Annotated in this window: 18 protein-coding genes; all 18 read left to right on the forward strand. The window is 59.5% G+C overall.

Features of this window, described 5'->3' with window-relative positions; genetic code table 11:
- Positions 1-55: 55 nt before the first annotated feature.
- The 18 genes from PQG80_RS21630 (at position 56) to PQG80_RS21715 (ending at position 20,286) form a co-directional block, all read left to right on the forward strand.
- Positions 56-472, forward strand: coding sequence for a flagellar protein FlaG (locus PQG80_RS21630; protein ID WP_271753677.1), 417 nt, complete (start codon positions 56-58; stop codon positions 470-472).
- Between the two features lie 32 nt (positions 473-504).
- Entirely contained in the window at positions 505-2,355 is a 1,851-nt protein-coding gene (gene fliD / locus PQG80_RS21635) for a flagellar filament capping protein FliD (RefSeq protein WP_271753678.1), read from the forward strand.
- A 57-nt stretch (positions 2,356-2,412) separates the two neighbouring features.
- Positions 2,413-2,808, forward strand: coding sequence for a flagellar export chaperone FliS (gene fliS / locus PQG80_RS21640; protein ID WP_271753772.1), 396 nt, complete (start codon positions 2,413-2,415; stop codon positions 2,806-2,808).
- Positions 2,801-3,151, forward strand: a complete 351-nt coding sequence (locus PQG80_RS21645; protein ID WP_271753679.1) for a hypothetical protein — start codon at positions 2,801-2,803, stop codon at positions 3,149-3,151. Before fliS ends, PQG80_RS21645 begins: the two co-directional genes overlap by 8 nt.
- Positions 3,152-3,309: 158 nt before the next feature.
- Positions 3,310-3,507, forward strand: a complete 198-nt coding sequence (locus PQG80_RS21650; protein ID WP_143106717.1) for a cold shock domain-containing protein — start codon at positions 3,310-3,312, stop codon at positions 3,505-3,507.
- Positions 3,508-3,729: 222 nt separating this feature from the next.
- Positions 3,730-4,290 carry a ribosome hibernation-promoting factor, HPF/YfiA family gene (hpf, locus tag PQG80_RS21655; RefSeq protein ID WP_271753680.1) on the forward strand — a complete coding sequence of 187 codons (561 nt, stop codon included), beginning with the start codon at positions 3,730-3,732 and terminating at the stop codon, positions 4,288-4,290.
- 99 nt (positions 4,291-4,389) lie between these two features.
- The gene (locus PQG80_RS21660) at positions 4,390-5,343 is read left to right on the forward strand and encodes a DUF2920 family protein (protein ID WP_271753683.1); all 954 of its coding nucleotides are present in this window, start codon (positions 4,390-4,392) and stop codon (positions 5,341-5,343) included.
- A 112-nt stretch (positions 5,344-5,455) separates the two neighbouring features.
- Positions 5,456-7,972, forward strand: coding sequence for a preprotein translocase subunit SecA (gene secA / locus PQG80_RS21665; RefSeq protein ID WP_271753685.1), 2,517 nt, complete (start codon positions 5,456-5,458; stop codon positions 7,970-7,972).
- A gap of 144 nt (positions 7,973-8,116) precedes the next feature.
- Positions 8,117-9,248, forward strand: a protein-coding gene (gene prfB, locus PQG80_RS21670; protein ID WP_271753688.1) for a peptide chain release factor 2 whose coding sequence is annotated in 2 segments (ribosomal slippage) — positions 8,117-8,194 and positions 8,196-9,248 — 1,131 coding nt in all. Because the reading frame shifts where the segments join, the coding sequence is not laid out codon by codon here.
- Positions 9,249-9,466: 218 nt separating this feature from the next.
- Positions 9,467-10,408, forward strand: coding sequence for a YitT family protein (locus PQG80_RS21675; protein ID WP_271753691.1), 942 nt, complete (start codon positions 9,467-9,469; stop codon positions 10,406-10,408).
- Positions 10,409-10,765: 357 nt separating this feature from the next.
- Positions 10,766-11,863 (forward strand): N-acetyl-gamma-glutamyl-phosphate reductase, encoded by a 1,098-nt coding sequence (argC, locus tag PQG80_RS21680; protein ID WP_271753693.1) that lies wholly within the window; start codon positions 10,766-10,768, stop codon positions 11,861-11,863.
- Between the two features lie 22 nt (positions 11,864-11,885).
- Positions 11,886-13,112 (forward strand): bifunctional ornithine acetyltransferase/N-acetylglutamate synthase, encoded by a 1,227-nt coding sequence (argJ, locus tag PQG80_RS21685; RefSeq protein WP_271753696.1) that lies wholly within the window; start codon positions 11,886-11,888, stop codon positions 13,110-13,112.
- A gap of 18 nt (positions 13,113-13,130) precedes the next feature.
- Positions 13,131-13,913, forward strand: coding sequence for an acetylglutamate kinase (gene argB / locus PQG80_RS21690; protein WP_271753699.1), 783 nt, complete (start codon positions 13,131-13,133; stop codon positions 13,911-13,913).
- A gap of 25 nt (positions 13,914-13,938) precedes the next feature.
- Positions 13,939-15,123, forward strand: a complete 1,185-nt coding sequence (argD, locus tag PQG80_RS21695) for an acetylornithine transaminase (protein ID WP_271753701.1) — start codon at positions 13,939-13,941, stop codon at positions 15,121-15,123.
- A gap of 72 nt (positions 15,124-15,195) precedes the next feature.
- Positions 15,196-16,158, forward strand: coding sequence for an ornithine carbamoyltransferase (argF, locus tag PQG80_RS21700; RefSeq protein WP_271753704.1), 963 nt, complete (start codon positions 15,196-15,198; stop codon positions 16,156-16,158).
- 92 nt (positions 16,159-16,250) lie between these two features.
- Positions 16,251-17,489: an argininosuccinate synthase gene (locus tag PQG80_RS21705; protein ID WP_271753706.1), complete on the forward strand. Its 1,239-nt coding sequence runs from the start codon at positions 16,251-16,253 to the stop codon at positions 17,487-17,489.
- A gap of 251 nt (positions 17,490-17,740) precedes the next feature.
- A complete protein-coding gene (gene argH, locus PQG80_RS21710; protein ID WP_271753708.1) occupies positions 17,741-19,156 on the forward strand; it encodes an argininosuccinate lyase in 1,416 nt (471 codons plus the stop codon).
- Positions 19,157-19,449: 293 nt separating this feature from the next.
- The gene (locus tag PQG80_RS21715; protein WP_271753710.1) at positions 19,450-20,286 is read left to right on the forward strand and encodes a helix-turn-helix transcriptional regulator; all 837 of its coding nucleotides are present in this window, start codon (positions 19,450-19,452) and stop codon (positions 20,284-20,286) included.
- The last annotated feature ends 11 nt before the right edge of the window (positions 20,287-20,297 follow it).

Genomic DNA, 20,297 nt, shown 5'->3' on the forward strand with positions numbered 1-20,297 from the left:
TAGCTCTCTATATTCCGATATAGGAGATAAAGGCTACGTTTCTGGGGGGATATGGATGGATTCTATCACATTGGGCTCGACGTCCGGTTTCGCGGGTGGCGCGGAGCGGATTCAGCCGGCCCAGGCACCGGAGCAGGCGGCCCGTTCGGAAGCGGCCAACTCGGCGCCGGACTTGCCTTCGGCAGGAGAGCTTCCGAGCTTTTCCACGCTCAAGCAAGCGGAGCAATCCGGCGATCAGATCGGCATCAGCGACGAGCAGGTGCTCAAGGCGATTGAAAAGGCACTGAAAACGCTGGCGGGCAAGACGACAAGCCTGCAGTTTTCGATTCATGAGAAAACGAAGCAGGTTATGGTCAAAGTCGTTAACTCCGATAACGGTGAGATTATCCGGGAGATACCGCCGGAAAAGAATTTAGACTTTTTGGCTAGTCTTTGGGAAAAGGCCGGCATTCTGGTAGATGAACGGCGATAATCACGCCGCGGACGGAAGGAAGGTGAGCGATTTTGGTTAACCGGATTACAGGCTTGGCTTCCGGCATGGACATCGATTCGATGGTTACCAAGCTGATGGACGCCAATCGGATTCCGCTGAATAAACTGAATCAACAAAAAACGGTCCTGACCTGGCAAAGAGATGCCTATCGTGCCGTTAACACCAAAATTTCCGATTTCCGGAACGTGGTGTTCGACATGAAGCTCAGCAGCAACTTTGCGAGCCGCAAGGCCACATCTGACTCTGACGACTCCATCTCGGTATCCGGGACGTCTACGGCGAACGAGGGCACATACAAGATCAAGGTCACGCAAGTCGCCGAGACCGCGAAGTTAACCTCTACTGGTGCCATAGGCGCGAAGGCGCTCAGCGGGCTAGATACGAAGTTGAGCGATCTGGGACTGGCTTCGGATACGACGCTGACGGTCGGCGGAGAAAAAGGGACGGCGACGATTGTCGTCAAAAAGACGGATACCCTAGATACGTTGATCAAGGCTATCAACAACAAAGCCAACACAACGGGGGCTAAGGTCAGCTACGATGCGACGCTCGACCATTTCTTTTTTGCTTCGACGGGTACTGGATCGGGGGCCAAGGTAGACCTCCAGAGCGAAGATGCAAGTCTCATCTCCAGCGTTCTTAAATTAACGCCTGGCAGTCCTGTCCCCGGCAGCACGGTGACGGGTACGCAGACTTTCGTCGACGGTGCAACCACGAGAGTAAACAAGGACTTGACGACCGCGCAAACGATTCGCATCGGCTATGACGGCAAGACGGTCGACTTCACGGTGGACGCAACGACCCAGATCGGCAATCTGATCGATCAAATCAATAACTCCGATATCGGCAAAAAAGGCGTCACCGCTTATCTGGACGCCAACAATAAACTGGCGTTCACGAATCCGACGGATCAAGCCGTCAAGCCGATCTTGATTACCGATCAAACTTCGGATTCCAAAGATGTGGTGTCCAATCTCGGATTTTCGGCTCCTGTAACCGCGGCTAGAACCACTTCCGGTCTCGCGAGTGCCGGCAAAGACGCGATAATCGAATACAATGGCGTTACGGGGACGTATGCCACCAACACGTTTTCGATTAACGGTCTAAACTTCACGGCGAAGAAAGTCATGACGACAGAAGCTAACATTACGGTCAGTCAGGATACGGACGCCATCTACGACAAGATTAAAAATTTCGTCGATAAGTACAACGAGATGATCGGTTCGATTAACTCGACGCTGAATGAAAAGCAGTATCGCGACTTCACTCCGCTGACCGACGAGCAACGGTCCACCATGAAAGAAGACGATATTAAAGCCTGGGAAGCAAAGGCGAAAAGCGGTCTGATCCGCAATGATCAGATGATCTCATCCGCGCTTAACGGCTTCCGTCTGTCGTTGTCTTCTGTGGTATCCGGTCTCCCAAGCGGCGATATCAAGCAACTCTCGCAGATTGGAATCACGAGCGGCACCTACGCGGAGAAAGGCAAGCTCTATATCGATCCGACCGCGCTGAAAAAGGCTATCGCTGAGCATCCGGACGAGGTGTCTGCGCTGTTTACGACAACGGACGGCGGCAATAAAACGTCCAATACGGGTGACGGATTGGCTTCTCGCTTGGCCGAACAGGCGGACAACCTCATGGCGAGCCTCAAGACCAAGGCAGGGACGGCTTCCAGCGTCGATTCCACGTATACCATGGGCAAGCGACTCGGGGAGTTTGACAAGCGAATCTCCGCTATGGCTTCGAGGCTGGACGACATGGAGACCAAATATTACAACCAATTTACGGCCATGGAAACATACATCAATCAGATGAACGCTCAAAGCGCCTACTTGTCCCAACAATTCGGTACGAGCTAGGAAGCGGTCGAGCTAGGTCATCTGTAGCTAAGGCAACTTGAGGAGGATGCGGCTATGATGCCTGCAGCAACCCGCAATAAATACATGGAGACCGCGGTCCAGACGGCGACTCCGCAGCAATTGCTGATTATGCTGATCGACGGCGCCATTCGCTTCTGCCGGGCTGGCATTGAAGGGATTAAGAATGGCCAGTATGAGGATGCAAATACGCAGTTGGTCAAAGCGCAAAATATCATCAGCGAATTTACGATCACGCTCAACCGCGATCAGCCCATTGCCGCCAATCTGCTTCAGCTGTACGAGTACTTCAACTACAGGCTCGTGCAGGCGAATATTCACAAAAAGACCGAGCCAGCCGAAGAAGTCGTGCAACACTTGTTGGAGCTAAAAGAAACTTGGATCCAGGCAGCAAAGTTGGCCGCGACGCCGCAGCCTCAAAGTTCGCATGGATGAGTTGTTTAACGAGCTTCTGAGGATTACCGAGGAAGCGGCCGCGAGTCGAGAGCAGTTGACGGACGAGCAGTGGAAAGCATTTATGCGGCAGCGTACGGATCTGATGATCCGGATCCGGCGCATGGACGCCGAACTTCCGGAAGGGGCGGAAGTGAGGCGGGCGTTTAAGCCGATCGTGGAACGGCTAGCGATGCTGGATGCGCAGCTGATCGGGCAGATGCATGAGGTTAAAGAAGAGGCTGCCAGACAACTGCGAGGCATCCACGCCGGACGCCGTCAGAAGCAAGCGTATGAACTCGAAGAAATCATGGAAGAAGGCTTTTTTGTCGATAAACGACGATAGCCTTTTTCTTTTTTCGTAAATAATGTTATCGCTTACATTTCTCCCATTGACACAAAACTTTCCATGATGGTATATTCTCGTTGTGGGCTAGGCCAAATCGCCTATGGTAGTGCAATTATGGATGCCATTGAATTGAAGATGAAGGGAATGTTATGCACATGCAAGGTAAAGTGAAATGGTTCAACGCAGAAAAAGGTTATGGCTTCATCGAGGCAGAGCAAGGCGGCGATGTTTTCGTTCACTTCTCCGCGATTCAAATGGACGGCTACAAGGCGCTTGAAGAAGGCCAGCCGGTTGAGTTTGACATCGTGCAAGGTGCACGCGGCCCGCAAGCAGCAAACGTTATCAAAATCTAATTAAAGAGCGCCTCAGAGCGTTCGGTACCTATAGATAGAACATCGGTCCTACATTCGATTGATGGCCACCCCGCCTCGGAGTAATCCGAGGTTTTTCTCTTTTGTTAACCGTTTTCATAGCTGCTTTCAAAGTTAACAGAAAATTCAAAACAATTAGCGCAATGTTTTGAAATCAGCCTCCGTGGTATGTTAAAATGAAGGCAGCAAAGGAGGCAACAGCATATGAAATATACGATTCGCGGTCAGCGCATGGAAGTCACGGCAGCCCTACGGGATTATGTCGAAAAGAAGCTTACCAGGCTCGAACGGTATTTTGAAGCGCCTCCCGAAACCGATGTACAAGTAACGCTGAGCGTGACGAAAGGCAGCAGCGCAGTCGAAGTAACGCTGCCGCTCCCCGGGATGTTCCTCAGGGCGGAAGAGAAGAGCAACGACATGTATGCTTCGATCGACCTCGTAGTGGACAAACTGGAACGTCAGATTCGTAAACACAAGACGAAGCTGAATCGTAGGATGAAGCAGGACAATCAAGCTCGTATATTTAAAGAGCAAGTGCTGGGCGCGACTTCTTCCGCCACGGCCGTCATGCTGGACGAGGAAGAGGATTACGAGCTGGTGCGGACGAAGCGATTCAAGTTCAGGCCGATGGAGGTCGAGGACGCGATCCTGCAGATGAATCTGGTGGGGCACAGCTTCTATGTTTTCGCCAATTCCGCGACGAAGGAAATGAATGTCGTCTATCGTCGGAACGACGGGACGTACGGTTTAATCGAAGCCGAATAATAAAATGGACAATAAGTTTAAACCCTGGCTTTTAGCCAGGGTTTATTTTATGAGCGGTTAAACCGATATATCGTGCATACTGAGCAATCGAGGTGCGTTATGGCTAAGGATTATGAGTTTAGCATGCCGGGACATCCGAATGTGTACGGTGGAGACCGTTCCCACGATTTAAACGTTTATTTTTCCGAACCCGACACAGGCATAACCCCTGACACGGGAATCGTGCTATTTATTGCTGGATTCGGTGGGCACGCTAACTCAAATGTTTACAAAAAGATGAGATCATCCTTTGCGGATCAATATAACTTAGTAACAATACAATGCGATTATTTTGGATGGGAGTTTATGCAGGCGGAGCGCTTGACGGAATCCCCTTCTAACTTTAACGATATGGGGATCATGCAAGCCTTGGATAATATAACTGCAATAATGGCCGTTGCAGAGATCATTAAAGATAATGGCTTTGTGTTTAACGCCAAAAAAATAATAGCCTATGGGCATTCGCATGGCGCTTACCTTGGTTGGCTGATCAACCGATTTGCACCCGGTTTATTTTCTTTAGTAATTGACAATTCAGCTTGGATTTACCCTGTTTATTTAGATCGGAGCCGACAGCTCTTTTTTAGCGATGGTGCCAAAGTTAGTTTTGAGTATATCGGCAAGCAGCTGGTGAAAGATAGAAAAATCTTGACTTTAAATGAACTCTATAAAACAAGCACGAAGCATTGTCCTATTCATTCCTTTCATGCGTTAGATGACCGTTTAATCACATTTGTTGATAAAAGAAGCTTCTGTAACTCCGTTCGCAATTGTTACTTGCACGAAATTTCGGAGAGCAAGGAGTACCAAAAAATTTTCAAGCCTAGTATGCATGGTCTTGAAGTAGACTTTCTTCAGCTGTTTGATTATGTGATGACGGAAATGGAAGTTCGATTTAATAAAGGTGCCGAAATTCTAGTATCAAATCATACGATAAAAACGTCGCTTCACGAATATAACTTTGATTACTCTAATCAAATCCCGATTCTGACAATCCATCAAAGGCAGACATAGGCAGGGCGCAAGGCGGTACCAAGCTGATAAAGCCCGCTTTCCTTGCCCCCCCACCATCAAACTGCTAAAATAAATAGATACGGTCATCCCGCATAAGGGGAAGGGGTATCATATGCTCGGAATTGTGAAGAAGATATTCGGAGACGCCAATGAGCGCGAAGTGAAGCGGCTGTCCAAGACGGTCGAAGAGATCAACGAGCTGGAGTCTACGATTAAAGGGCTGAGCGACGAACAGCTCCGTGCCAAGACGGACGAGTTCCGCGCGCGCCTGGATAAAGAAAATTTTGAGTTGGACGATATTCTGCCGGAGGCGTTCGCAGTCGTGCGCGAGGCAGCATTTCGTGTATTGAAGCAGCGCCACTACGACGTCCAGTTGATGGGCGGCATGGTGCTGCACAGCGGTAAGATCGCGGAGATGAAGACCGGCGAAGGCAAGACGCTCGTCGGCACGCTCGCGGTCTATCTCAACGCGCTCGCCGGTAAAGGCGTGCACGTCGTTACGGTCAACGATTACCTGGCGCAGCGGGACAGCCAGATGATGGGCCAAGTTTACAACTTCCTGGGCATGACGGTAGGTTGCAACCTGCACGGTCTTTCCCATGAGGAAAAGCAAGCCGCCTATGCCTGCGATATTACGTACGGCACGAACAATGAGTTCGGCTTCGACTACCTGCGCGACAACATGGTGCTGTACAAGGAGCAGATGGTTCAGCGTCCGCTCTATTACGCCATCATCGACGAAGTTGACTCGATCCTGATCGACGAGGCGCGTACGCCGCTGATCATCTCCGGCCAAGCGCAGAAGTCGACGCAAATGTACTATCAGGCGGACCGGGTGGCGAGCAGGCTAACGGATACCGAGGACTTTACGATCGACGTGAAAATGCGCAGCATCGCGCTGACGGAAGCCGGCGTGACGAAGGTGGAGCAGGCTTTCGACATCGAGAACCTGTTCGCGCATGAGCACGTGCTCATCAACCACCACGTGAACCAGGCGCTTCGCGCGCGCTTCATCATGAAGCGCGACGTCGACTACGTCGTGCAGGACGAGGAAGTCGTCATCGTCGACGAGTTCACGGGCCGCCTCATGGCGGGCCGCCGCTATAGCGACGGTCTGCACCAGGCGATCGAGGCGAAGGAAGGCCTGAACGTGCAGAACGAGAGCATGACGCTCGCGACGATCACGTTCCAGAACTATTTCCGGATGTACCGCAAGCTGGCCGGCATGACCGGTACGGCGAAGACGGAGGAAGAGGAGTTCAAGCGGATCTACGGTCTCGAGGTCGTGCAGATCCCGACGAACCGCCAGAACATCCGCAAGGATATCCCGGACGTCGTCTACAAGACGGAGAACAGCAAGTTCCGCGCCGTCGTCGAGGAGATCGTGAAGCGCCACCAGACGGGCCAGCCGGTGCTGGTCGGTACGGTATCGATCGAGAACTCGGAACGCGTATCGGAGATGCTCAAGAAGAAGGGCATCAAGCATCAGGTACTGAATGCCAAGTACCATGCCGAGGAAGCGGAGATCATCTCGAGCGCGGGCCAGCGCGGTACGGTCACGATCGCGACGAACATGGCCGGACGCGGTACGGACATCCTGCTGGGCGAAGGCGTGCCGGACATCGGCGGCCTCCACATCATCGGCACGGAGCGGCATGAGAGCCGCCGGATCGACAACCAGCTGCGCGGCCGCGCAGGCCGTCAGGGCGACCCGGGCTCCTCGCAGTTCTACCTGTCGATGGAGGACGAGCTCATGCGCCGCTTCGGCGCGGACAACATCATGGGCATGATGGAGCGCCTCGGCTTCGACGAGGACTCTCCGATCGAGAGCCGCCTGATCACGCGCGCGATCGAGTCGGCGCAGAAGCGCGTCGAGGGCAGCAACTTCGACGCCCGCCGCGTCGTCCTGCAGTACGACGACGTCATCAACCTGCAGCGCGAGAAGATCTACGGCGACCGCCGCCAGATCCTCGGCTCCGAGAAGATCCGCGACGTCGTCATGCCGATGATCAAGTCGGTCGTCGAGCGCGCGGTAGACAAGCACTGCCCGGGCGACGACGTGCCGGAGGATTGGGATCTCGAGGGACTCGCAGGTTACGCCCATGCGAACTTCCTGCCGGAAGACCGCGTGAACAAGGATGATCTGTGGGGCAAGGAGAAGGAAGAGATCGTCGAGCTCCTCATGGAGCGGATCGAGCAGCTGTACGGCGAGCGCGAGCAGATGATCGGCGAAGAGACGATGCGCGAGTTCGAGAAGGTCGTCGTCCTCCGCGCCGTCGACAGCAAGTGGATGGACCACATCGACGCGATGGATCAGCTGCGTCAGGGCATCCACCTTCGCGCCTACGGCGGCAACGACCCGCTGCGCGAATATCAATTCGAGGGACATAATATGTTCCTCTCCATGATCGAGCGGATCGAGGAAGAAGTGACGCTCTACATCATGAAGGCGCAGGTCGAGAGCAACGTGAAGCGCGAAGCCGTCGCCGAGGGCCAGGCCGTCGACACGAAGGCCGAAGCCGGGCCGAAGCGCCCTGCCCGCTCGCCGGAGCAGCGCGTCGGACGCAATGACCCTTGCCCATGCGGCAGCGGCAAGAAATACAAAATGTGCCACGGTCGCATAGACTGATTCTGGCACGGGAGCGGTGCTCCGCCGGGCGGCCTAACCGGACCGCGACGGGGAGCATCGCTCTTGCATGTCGAGCGGCTTAAAAAGACGCAAGGAAACTTCGGACCGCGAGCCGGGCCGCATTCTACCATGAGGTGATTTTACATGTCGGTTAACGACTACACAGCCAAGCAAGACCTTCGCGAATCCGCGAAGCGACTCAGATTCCTTAGGGGGTCTCTTTGACTTAGATCTTAAGCAAGAGATGATCTCGAATTTCGAAGAGAAGATGAGCGCGCCGGACTTCTGGGACGACAACGAGAAGGCGCAGGGCGTCATCTCCGAGCTTAACGCCGTCAAAGGCGCCGTCGAGCAATATACGTCGCTTGCGGCCGAGCAAGAGGATCTCGAGGCGATGCAAGAGATGCTCGAGGAAGAGTCGGACGCCGATCTGGAGGCCGAGTGGGTGGGCAGCGTCAGGGCGCTGGCCAAGAAGGTCGACGACTTCGAGCTGCAGCTGCTGCTCAACCAGCCGTACGACAAGTCCCATGCCATCCTCGAGCTGCATCCGGGCGCGGGCGGCACGGAGTCGCAGGACTGGGCTTCGATGCTGTACCGGATGTACACGCGCTGGGCGGAAAAGAGAGGCTTCAAGGTGGAGCTGCTCGACTATCTGCCTGGCGACGAAGCGGGCATCAAGAGCGTGACCATCATGGTGCGCGGCTACAACGCCTACGGCTACCTCAAGGCCGAGAAGGGCGTGCACCGGCTCGTGCGGATCTCGCCGTTCGACGCTTCGGGCAGACGCCATACGTCCTTCGTTTCCTGCGACGTCGTGCCGGAGATTCCGGACGACATCACGATCGAGATCCGTCCCGAGGATCTGCGCGTCGATACGTACCGGGCGAGCGGCGCCGGCGGCCAGCACATCAACAAGACCGATTCGGCCATCCGGCTGACGCACTTGCCGACCGGCATCGTCGTCGCCTGTCAGACCGAGCGTTCGCAGATCTCCAACCGCGACCGCGCGATGAAGATGCTGCAATCCAAGCTATACGAGAAGAAAATCCAGGAACAGCAAGCCGAGCTGGCCGCCATCCGCGGCGAGCAGCTGGACATCGCCTGGGGCAGCCAGATCCGCTCGTACGTCTTCCACCCGTACAGCATGGTGAAGGATCACCGTACGAGCGTCGAGACGGGCAACGTGCAGGCGGTCATGGACGGCGATCTCGATCCGTTCATCGACGGTTACCTGCGCAGCCAGATCAAGACGGATCCGGCGGCAGCGGCCGAGTAATCGGCGGCGGTCCCGATCGAATAATGCATGCGGCAAGTTCAGACACTAATGGCAACGCGAGGAAACGTTTCTTCCGATTGCCGGCGCGGTTCACTTCATCGTGAACCCCGACGCCGGCATCCGTCCGGATTGAACCCGTCGCGCCGCCCAGGTGGAGGAACTTGCCTTTTTTTGCATAGAAAGCGCGCTGTAAAATACAAGAAAGTAGGCTTCAAACGATGGAAATGACAAATGAAACAAGTCGCGCAGGCCTTCAATCTGAGCCGAGGCCGAACAAGCGCCGCCGCAAGCCGCGCTCGCCGCTCTATCGCAATGTCGTGTCGATGGCGCTGCTGCTCGCAGGCTCCTTTCTCATCGCGGTCAGCTTCAACCTGTTCTTCCTGCCCAACAACATCGCCTCCGGCGGCGTATCCGGCATCTCGGTCATCGTTAACTTCCTGACCGGCATCACGCCCGCCTACACCCAGTGGACGCTCAATATCCCGCTCTTCATCGCGGGCCTCGTCGTCTTCGGCGGCCGCTTCGGCATCAAGACCGCCGTAGGCTCCGTCGTGCTGCCGCTATTCGTGCTGCTCACCGCGCACTGGATGCCGCCCACGCATAACCCGCTGCTCGCCGCTATCTACGGCGGGCTCGGCGTCGGGCTCGGCCTCGGCCTCGTCTTCCGCGGCCAAGCGTCCACCGGCGGCCTCGACACGGCCGCGCAGATCCTGCACCGCTACACCGGCCTGCGGCTCGGCCTTGCGGTCGCCACGCTCGACGGCCTCGTCATCCTCTCGGCCGGCATCCTCATCGCGCCCGAGAATGCGCTCTACGCTCTCATCGGCCTGTTCGTCACGAGCAAGACGATCGACGTCGTGCAGACCGGCCTCCAGACGTCCAAAGCCGCCTTCATCGTGACGACGCAGCCGGACAAGGTGTCGCAGGCCGTGCTCATCGACCTGGACCGCGGCCTCACCAAGCTGCAGGGCGAGGGCGGCTTCACCGGCGAGCAGCGGCCCGTGCTCATGACCGTCGTCGGCCAGAACGAAGTGACGCGCCTCAAGCTACTCGTGCAGGACGCCGACCCCGGCGCCTTCGTCATAATCACGAACGCCGCGGAGGTGCTGGGCGAGGGATTCCACGAACCGCATACGCCGAGCGGGAAGAAAACGTCATAAGCCATCTGCAGTCAAACGAAACCATCGAAGCCGATATATTCATGAAAAACATCGATATACACATCAAAAACACGCCTGGTATTGACTCGATTCTTTCATTGAATAAATACTCATTCGAATGTATAATGATACACATCGACAACCGGACCCCGCGAGCCGAAGAGACGCCGTCTACCGCGTTCCGCAGCACCTTATGGGCGGCAAGATCATACATAGCGAGGGCGCGGCGACGGGGCTTAATTGTTTAGACATCACAACGGCGATCCGGTACAATGGGAATAGTTTGCCAAGAACGGCGAGCGCGTGCCGACCTGGGGCAGCGTTCCATTCCTTTATACAGCAGGGAGTGTATGTAAAATGCCATCATCTTCATCGTCATCCGCATCCGCAACGCCATCGTCGTCCGTACCTCACGTGCGCGCCGCGATCGTCGGATCGACCGGCTACGGCGGCGTCGAGCTGATCCGGCTCCTGGCCGCCCATCCATACGTGACGGTCACGTCAGTCATTTCATCGTCCAACGCGGGCGAGCCCTTCGCGGCCGGTTACCCGCATCTGACGGAGATCCGCACGGACATCCTGGACGCCGTCGATCCCGCACTCATCGCAGGCAAGGCCGACGTCGTATTCTTCGCCACGCCGCATGGCGTCAGCACGAAGCTGGCGAGCCAGTTTCTCGCGGCGGGACTCAAGGTCATCGACCTGTCCGGCGACTTCCGCCTGAAGGACAGGGAGAGCTACGCGCAGTGGTACAAAAAAGAAGCGCCGCAACAGGACGAACTGGAAAAAGCCGTGTTCGGCATGAGCGAGCTGTTCGGCGACGAGGTGCGCGGGGCGGACTTCGTCACCAATCCCGGCTGCTTCCCCACAGCGACGACGCTCGGTCTGTATCCGGCGGTCAAGGCCGGCTGGATCGACCCCGACAGCATCATCGTCGACGCCAAGACCGGCGTGTCCGGCTCGGGCCGCGGCCTCAATATGAGCGCTCACTTTTCCGAAGTCAACGAGAACTTCAAGGCCTACAAGGTCCACCAGCACCAGCACACGCCGGAGGTCGAGCAGACGCTCGCCCGAGCCGCGGGCGCACCGGTGACCGTGTCGTTCACGACGCATCTCGTGCCGATGACGCGCGGGATCATGAGCACGATGTACGCGAGCCTGACGGACAAGAGCCGCACGACGGCCGATTTCCGCGAGCTGTACCAGCAGTTCTACGAGGGCCGCCCCTTCGTGCGCGTGCGCCCCGAGGGGACGTATCCGTCGACCAAGGAAGTGTACGGCTCGAACTACTGCGACATCGGCGTGCTCGTCGACGAGCGGACCAAGCGTCTGACGGTAATCTCCGTCATCGACAACCTCGTCAAGGGCGCGTCGGGCCAGGCGATACAGAACTTGAACTTGATGATGGGCTGGGACGAGACGACGGGTCTGACGTTCCTGCCGGTCTATCCATAACGGACGGGGGAACGGGAGCGACATGGGGAAGAGCTATCTCATCGTGCCGGACGGCGGCGTGACGACGCCCAAGGGCTTTAAGGCGGGCGGACTGCACTGCGGTCTGAAGAAAACGGAGCGCCACGATCTCGGCGTGATCGTCAGCGAGGTGCCGGCAGCTTCTGCGGCGGTGTATACGACCAATTTATTTCAGGCGGCACCGCTCCAGGTGACGCGCGAGAGCCTGGCGGAAGAAGGCCTGCTGACCGCTGTGCTCGTCAACAGCGGCAACGCCAACGCCTGCACCGGCGCCCAGGGCGAAGCCGACGCCTACGCGATGCGCGCGCAGATCGCCGAAGCGCTCGGCATCGCGAAGAATCAGGTCGCCGTCGCCTCGACCGGCGTCATCGGCGAGCCGCTCAAGATGGACCGCGTTAGCGCGGGCATCGAGCGACTGCCGGCGCGGCTGAAGGCCGACGCGGCAGGCTCCGACGACTTCTGCCAGGCGATCCTGACGACCGACCTGGTCAAGAAAACCGCCTGCGTGCGCGTCGTCATCGACGGCGCCGAGGTCACCATCGCCGGCGCGGCCAAGGGCTCGGGCATGATTCACCCGAACATGGCGACGATGCTCGGCTTCGTCACGACGGACGCCGCCATCGGCTCCGCGGCGCTGCAGACGCTGCTGCGCGACATCACGAACCTGACGTTTAACATGATCACCGTCGACGGCGACACCAGCACCAACGACATGCTCGTCGCGATGGCGAACGGCCTTGCGGGCAACGCCGAGCTGACGCCGGCGCATCCGGACTGGACGGCGTTCGCCGAAGGGCTGCGCTACGTATGCGAGGAGCTGGCTAAGGCCATCGCCCGCGACGGCGAAGGCGCGACCAAGCTGATCGAGACGACAGTCTCAGGCGCGGCTAGCGACGCCGACGCCCAGGCGATCGCCAAGACGATCATCGGCTCGAGCCTGGTGAAGTCGGCGGCGTTCGGCGCGGACGCCAACTGGGGCCGCATCATCGCGGCCGCGGGCCGCGCGGGCGTCCCGCTTAACGTTAACACGGTCGACGTGCGGCTCGGCGACATCCTCGTGCTGGAGCAGTCCCGTCCGATCGCGTTCGACGAGGACGCGGCTCTGGCGTACCTCAAGGGCGACACGGTGGCGATTCGCGTCGACCTGCATATGGGCAGCGGCCAGGCGCTCGCCTGGGGTTGCGACCTGACCTATGATTACGTGCGGATCAACGCCGCTTACCGGACTTAAGGGAGGCGGGCGACAACTATGGCATTCGTAATGAAATGCGGCGGCAGCACGCTCGCCGCGCTGCCGGACGCGTTCTTCGAGGATCTGCGCGACCTGCAGGAGAGCGGTGCGCAGCCGGTCATCGTGCATGGCGGGGGTCCGGCGATCAACGAGACGCTCGCGCAGCTCGGCATCGAGAGCCGCTTCGAAGGCGGCCTGCGCGTGACCGACGAGCCGACGCTCGAGGTCGTCGAGATGGTGCTCGCCGGCCGCATCAACAAGCAGATCGTGCGGCGGCTCCAGCAGAGCGGTGCGCGCGCGCTCGGCCTGTCGGGTACCGACGGGCGGCTCATCGAGGCGAAGCCCGTGGCGAACGCGGACTTCGTCGGCCTTGTCGGCGACGTGACCGGCGTCAACGCCGAGCTCATCCAGGGCATCGTGGCGCTCGGCTACCTGCCCGTCATCGCGCCGATCGGCATCGATGCGGCGGGCCAGCGCTACAACATCAACGCGGACACCGCCGCGGGCGCGGTCGCTTCGCATCTGGGCGTCGCCACGATGATCGTCGTGACCGACGTGCCGGGCATCATGCGGACGGTAGACGGAGAGAAGCAGGTGCTGACGCAGGTCACCTTCGCGCAGATCGAAGAGATGATCGCGAGCGGCGAGATCTACGGCGGCATGATCCCGAAGGTGCGGGCCGCGATGGCCTGCCTGACCGGCGACGTGCGCGAGGTACTGATCGTCGACGGCGCGGCGCCGCGCGTGCTGAGCCGGGCCGTCAACGAAGGGAACCTGGGTACCCGCATCGTACGCGAATAATTTAACTCACGAAGGAGTGGAAAACATGAGCAGCTTGTTCCCGACCTACGCGCGCTATCCGATCTCGATCGTCAAGGGCAAAGGCAGCCGCCTGTGGGACGATCAAGGCAAGGAATATCTCGACTTCATGGGCGGCCTGGCCGTCACCAGCCTGGGCCATGTGCCGGACGAGGTGAAGGATGCGCTCGTAGCGCAGCTCGGGGAGCTGTGGCATGCGTCCAATCTCTTCGGGAACCCGTTCCAGGAAAAGGCGGCTAAGCTGCTGACGGACAACAGCTGCGCCGACGCCGTGTTCTTCTGCAACAGCGGCGCCGAGGCGAACGAGGCCGCGATCAAGCTGGCCCGCCGCTATCACCAGAAGGTGCTGGGCACCGGCCGCTATGAGGTCATCACGTTTACGCAATCGTTCCACGGCCGTACGCTCGCCACGCTGACAGCGACCGGCCAGGACAAAGTCAAGGAAGGCTTCCTGCCGCTGCCCGAGGGCTTCGTTCATGTGCCGCTGCACGATCTGCCGGCGCTCGAGGCCGCGATCACGGACCGTACGGCCGCGATTATGCTGGAGCTCGTGCAGGCGGAGGGCGGCGTGATCGTCGTCGAGCCGGAATTCCTGCGCGGCGTCCGCGAGCTGTGCGACCGTCACGGCCTGCTGCTCATCCTGGACGAAGTCCAGACGGGCATGGGCCGCACGGGCAAGCTGTTCGCGCACCAGCATTATGACGTGGAGCCTGATATCTTCACGCTGGCCAAAGGCATCGGCAGCGGCTTCCCGGTCGGCGCGATGCTCGGCAAGGAAAAGCTGATCCCGGCCTTCACGGCGGGCGCGCACGCGACGACGTTCGGCGGCACGCCGATCGCCTCGACGGTCGTGGCCGCCACGATCGAGTCGATGCTGAAGCAGGACGCGCCGGATCGCGCGGCAGCCTCCGGGGAGTACCTGGTCGCTCAGCTGAGCGACAGGCTGCTGGATCTGCCGATCGTCACCGAGATCCGCGGCCGCGGCCTCCTCATCGGCATCCAGTGCACCGAGCCGGTCGCCGATTGGATCGGCGAGCTGCACAAGCGCGGCCTGCTCGTCGTCACGGCGGGACCGACGGTCATCCGCCTGCTGCCGAGCCTGCTCGTGTCCCGCGAGGACATGGATCGCGCGGTCGAGCTCATCGCCGCCGTGCTGACCGAGGCCGCAGCGGCCAAGGCCGCTTCGAACTGACCGGCCATTCATCGTTTATTTCAACACGCATGCGGGCTTAAGCGCCCGTTCACATACCAAGGAGGTATCGCCATGCCTAACCCGGCCGCTAACGCCGAAGAACTCGCCCAAAGTCTCAAAGGGCGGGATTTCCTGGGGCTCGTCGATTACCAGCCTGACGAGATCCGTTACCTGCTCGACCTCGCCGTCGAGCTCAAGCGCAAGCAGAAGAGCGGAGAGGTTTACCAGCCGCTGAAGGGCAAGACGCTCGGGATGATCTTCGAGAAGTCTTCCACCCGCACGCGCGTATCGTTCGAGGTCGGCATGTTCCAGCTCGGCGGCCACGGCCTGTTCCTGAGCAAGAACGACATTCAGATGGGCCGCGGCGAGACGATCCGCGATACCGCGCAGACGCTGTCGCGCTATCTGGACGGCATCATCATCCGCACCTTCGGCCACCGCAACGTGGTCGAGCTGGCCCGCGGCGCGACGATCCCGGTTATCAACGCGCTGTCCGATCAGTCCCACCCTTGCCAGGCGCTCGCCGACTATCAGACGATTCTGGAGCACAAGGGCAAGCTGGAGGGCCTCAAGGTCGCCTACGTCGGCGACGGCAACAACATGGTGCATTCCCTCATGATCGGCGCGAGCAAGCTGGGCATCCACTTCGCCAGCGCGTCGCCGGAAGGGTACGAGCCGGATGCGGATCAGGTCAAGCTGGCGCGCGAGTTCGCTGACCAGTCCGGCTCCCGGGTCGACATCGTTCGCGATGCGCGCGAGGCGGTCGAAGGCGCCGATATCATCTACACCGACGTGTGGGCGAGCATGGGCTTCGAGGCCGAGCAGCAGGAGCGCGAGCGCGCCTTCAAGAACTATCAGGTCAACGAGGAACTGGCGAAGCACGCCAAGTCCGACTACCTGTTCATGCACTGCCTGCCGGCGCACCGCGGCGAGGAAGTGAGCGAGGGCGTCATCGACGGCCCGCACTCCATCATTTTCGACGAAGCGGAGAACCGCCTCCACGCGCAGAAGGCCGTCATGGCCGCGATCATGTAAGCTGCCGAATGCCGCAGACCGCGGTTCAGGCGATCCCGGCGCGCTTGCCGCGCCAACATTCATTTTCCAATAGAGGAGCGTTCATCCCTACCATGGCAAAAGAAAAAATCGTGCTCGCCTACTCCGGCGGCCTGGATACCTCCGTCATCCTCACGTGGCTGAAGGAGACGTACGACGCAGAGATCATCGCCTTCACGGCCGACATCGGCCAGAAGGAAGAGCTGGACGGCCTGGAGGAAAAAGCCATCAAGACCGGCGCCTCCAAGGTGTACATCGACGACCTGCAGGACGAGTTCGCCAAGGACTTCATCTACCCGATGTTCCAGGCCGGCGCGCTCTACGAAGGGCAATATCTGCTCGGCACCTCGATCGCGCGCCCGCTCATCGCCAAGCGCATGGTCGAGATCGCCCGCGCCGAAGGCGCCACCGCCATCGCGCACGGCGCGACCGGCAAGGGCAACGACCAGGTCCGCTTCGAGCTGACCGCGGCCGCGCTCGCGCCTGACATCAAGGTCATCGCGCCTTGGCGCGACGAAGTATTCCGCGAAGCGTTCCCGGGCCGCGCCGAGATGATCGCCTACGCCGAGAAGCATGGCATCAACGTGCAGGCATCCGCCGCCAAGCCTTACTCGATGGACCGCAACCTGCTGCACATCAGCTTCGAGAGCGGCATGCTCGAGGACCCGTGGTTCGACTCCAGCGCGGACGACGTGCAGGACATGTACGTGCTGAGCGTTTCGCCGGAGAAGGCGCCCGATCAAGCTGAGTACGTCGAGCTCGACTTCGAAGCGGGCATCGTTGTCGCCGTTAACGGCGAGAAGCTGTCTCCGCTCCAAGTGATGAACAAGCTGAACGAGCTGGGCGGCAAGCACGGCATCGGCCGCGTCGACATGGTCGAGAACCGCTTCGTCGGCATGAAGTCCCGCGGCGTGTACGAGACCCCGGGCGGCAGCATCCTGTTCACCGCGCACCGCAAGATGGAGTCGCTGACGATGGACCGCGACGTCATGCACCTGCGCGACTCGCTCATCTCGAAGTACAGCACGCTCGTGTACAACGGCTTCTGGTTCGCGCCGGAGCGGCTCGCGATTCAGGCGCTCGTGAACGAGAGCCAGAAGAACGTCACCGGTACCGTGCGCCTCAAGCTGTACAAAGGCAACATCCTGGCTGCCGGCCTCAAGAGCCCGGTCAGCCTGTACAACCCGCACATCGCCACGATGGAGGCCGACCCGACCCAGGCGTACGACCAAGGCGACGCGACCGGCTTCATCCGCCTGAACGCGCTGCGTCTGAAGGTATCGTCCGGCGTGAACGGCGCTTCCGGCGTCTAAATCGCGGATCTGGCGCGCAGATAAGGATGCCGCATATCGCTATTTGCGCGGGAACCCGGTACGTGGAGCGAATAAGGATATCGCACATCGCTATTGGCGCGGGAACCCGGTATGGCGAACGAATAAGGATGCGGCATATCGTTATCTCCGCCTAAACTCGGCATGACAAGCGAATAAGGATGCCGCGCATCCTTATTCGCCCGATCAACGAGATCAGTTCTATGTGTTGCAGAGAGGGGCTAACTAGCGTCATGAGCAAGCTGTGGGGCGGCCGGTTTACGAAGAAGACCGACCAGCTGGTAGAGGAATATACGGCGTCGATCACGTTCGACAAGGAGCTGGCCGAGGAGGATATCCAGGGCAGCCTCGCGCACGTGACGATGCTGGGACGCTGCGGCATCCTGCCGCAGGAAGACGTCGAGACGATCAAGGCGGGCCTGCTGAAGGTGCAGCAGCGCATCCGCAGCGGGGAGCAGCAGTTCCTGATCGCGGACGAAGACATTCATATGAATATCGAGAAGGCGCTGATCGAAGAGATCGGTCCTGTCGGCGGGAAGCTGCACACCGGCCGCAGCCGCAACGACCAGGTCGCGACCGACATGCACCTATACCTGCGCAAGCGCGTCGTGGAATTCGTCGGCCTGCTGTCCAAGCTGCAGGAGGCGCTCATCGGCCAGGCCAAGGCCAACCTCGACACGATCGTGCCTGGCTACACCCATCTCCAGCGCGCGCAGCCGATTCTGTTCGCCCATCATCTGATGGCGTACGTGTCCATGTTCGGCCGCGACATCGAGCGCCTCCAGGACAGCTACAAGCGCATCGACGCGCTGCCGCTCGGCGCTGGCGCCCTCGCGGGCACGACGTTCGCGATCGACCGCCTGTACACGGCGGAGCTGCTGAACTTCGGCCGCGTGTACGAGAACAGCCTCGACGCCGTCAGCGACCGCGACTTCATCGTCGAGTTCCTGGCCGGCGCATCGCTGATCATGACGCATCTGTCGCGCCTCAGCGAGGAGCTCATCCTCTGGTCGAGCACGGAGTTCCAGTTCGTGGAGCTGGACGACGCGTTCTGCACCGGGTCGAGCATTATGCCGCAGAAGAAAAACCCCGACGTGCCCGAACTCGTCCGTGGCAAGACGGGCCGCGTGTACGGCAACCTGGTCGGCCTGCTGACCGTGCTGAAGTCGCTGCCGCTGGCGTACAACAAGGACATGCAAGAAGACAAGGAAGGCATGTTCGACACCGTGAAGACGCTGCAGGGCGCGCTTCAGCTGTTCGCGCCGATGATCGCGACGATGAAGGTTCGCAAGGACAAGATGCGCCGCGCCGTAGACCAAGACTTCTCCAATGCGACGGATATCGCCGACTTCCTCGTGAACAAAGGTCTGCCGTTCCGCCAGGCGCACGAGGTCATCGGCAAGACGGTGCTCTATTGCATCCAGCAGGGCAAGTTCCTGCTCGACCTGACGCTCGACGAGTTCAAGCAATTCTCCGAGCTGTTCGACGATCGGATCTACGAGACGCTGAAGCCGGAGACCGTCGTCGCCGCGCGCAACGTCTACGGCGGCACCGCCGGCAACCAGGTGAGCGAAGCGATCGGGCGGGCGGAAGCCGCGCTCGCGCAGACGCAGGCTTGGACGGAGGAATACGACGCGAAGAGCCGCTAGACGGATGAGCGCCCCCATTGCGGATGAGCGCCGCCATCGCGGACGAGAACCGAGCCATTCTTTCGACCGATATGCAACATCGTTCCCCGTCTCGAAGGCGCCGCATGCGGCGCACGGTTGGCGGGGATTTTTTATGCCCGTATAAGCGCCTTCGGCGAACCGCCTTACGTCGGTCATTCTTGCGCGGACTCGTGAATCCGGCCTCAGAACTTGATCGTAAAAGGGTGCGGCGCCTATACTTCGAGATAAGGATTCAAATGTCGGATATGCCGGCGAAGGAGGAGAATGGAGCGATGGAGGACCAGCTGCAGCGCAAGTCGCTAGGGGACTTTCTCAAATCCCGCAGGGCAAGCTTGTCGCCGCAAGCGTTCGGGTTCCGCGACGGGTTCAGCCGGCGGCGCACGCCTGGCCTGCGCCGGGAAGAGGTCGCCCAGCTTGCAGGCGTCAGCCTGACCTGGTATACATGGCTCGAGCAGGGCAGAGAGATGTCGGCTTCGCCCGAGGTGCTCGAGAGCATCGGCAACGCCCTTCAGCTCACGCCGGCCGAGCGGCAATATCTGCATCGGCTGAACGGTCGCCAGGCTCCGCAGACCGCGCTTGCCGCACCGGATTCGTCTCCGCTGACCGAGGCGTTTCTCGAGATGGTTCGGACGATGCCGTACCCGTTTTTCGTGATCGATCCGCGCAACAGGCTCGTCGCGTGGAATGCGCTCGCTTGCGAGCTGGTGATGGATTTCGCTGCGATTCCCGATGATGAGCGGGTCATGCTGAAGCTGATCTTCCTGCACCCTACGTTCCGCGAACGCGTCGTGAACTGGGAGCAGTCGACGAAGCTCGCGCTCGCCTATTATCGCAAGCATTACGATCTGATCGCGGACCAGGGCTGGTATGCGGAGCTTGTCTCCGAGCTGCAGGCGCGGAGCGAGCCGTTCGCGGACTGGTGGGCCAAGCACGAGGTGGGAGAAAAGAACGGCATGCGCGTCGATATCGCTCATCCGGCGCTCGGCCTGCTCCGGTTCGAAGTCGTCACTTTCAGCCAGATCAACGACCTGGAGGCGTACATGTGCTGCATGTACGTCCCGCTCCCCGGCTCGGGTACCGCGGAAAAGCTGGCTGAGCTCGGACTGTAGCCGCTTCTAAG

This window comes from Cohnella rhizoplanae, assembly GCF_948329515.1.
GTDB classification, from domain to species: Bacteria; Bacillota; Bacilli; order Paenibacillales; family Paenibacillaceae; genus Cohnella; species Cohnella rhizoplanae.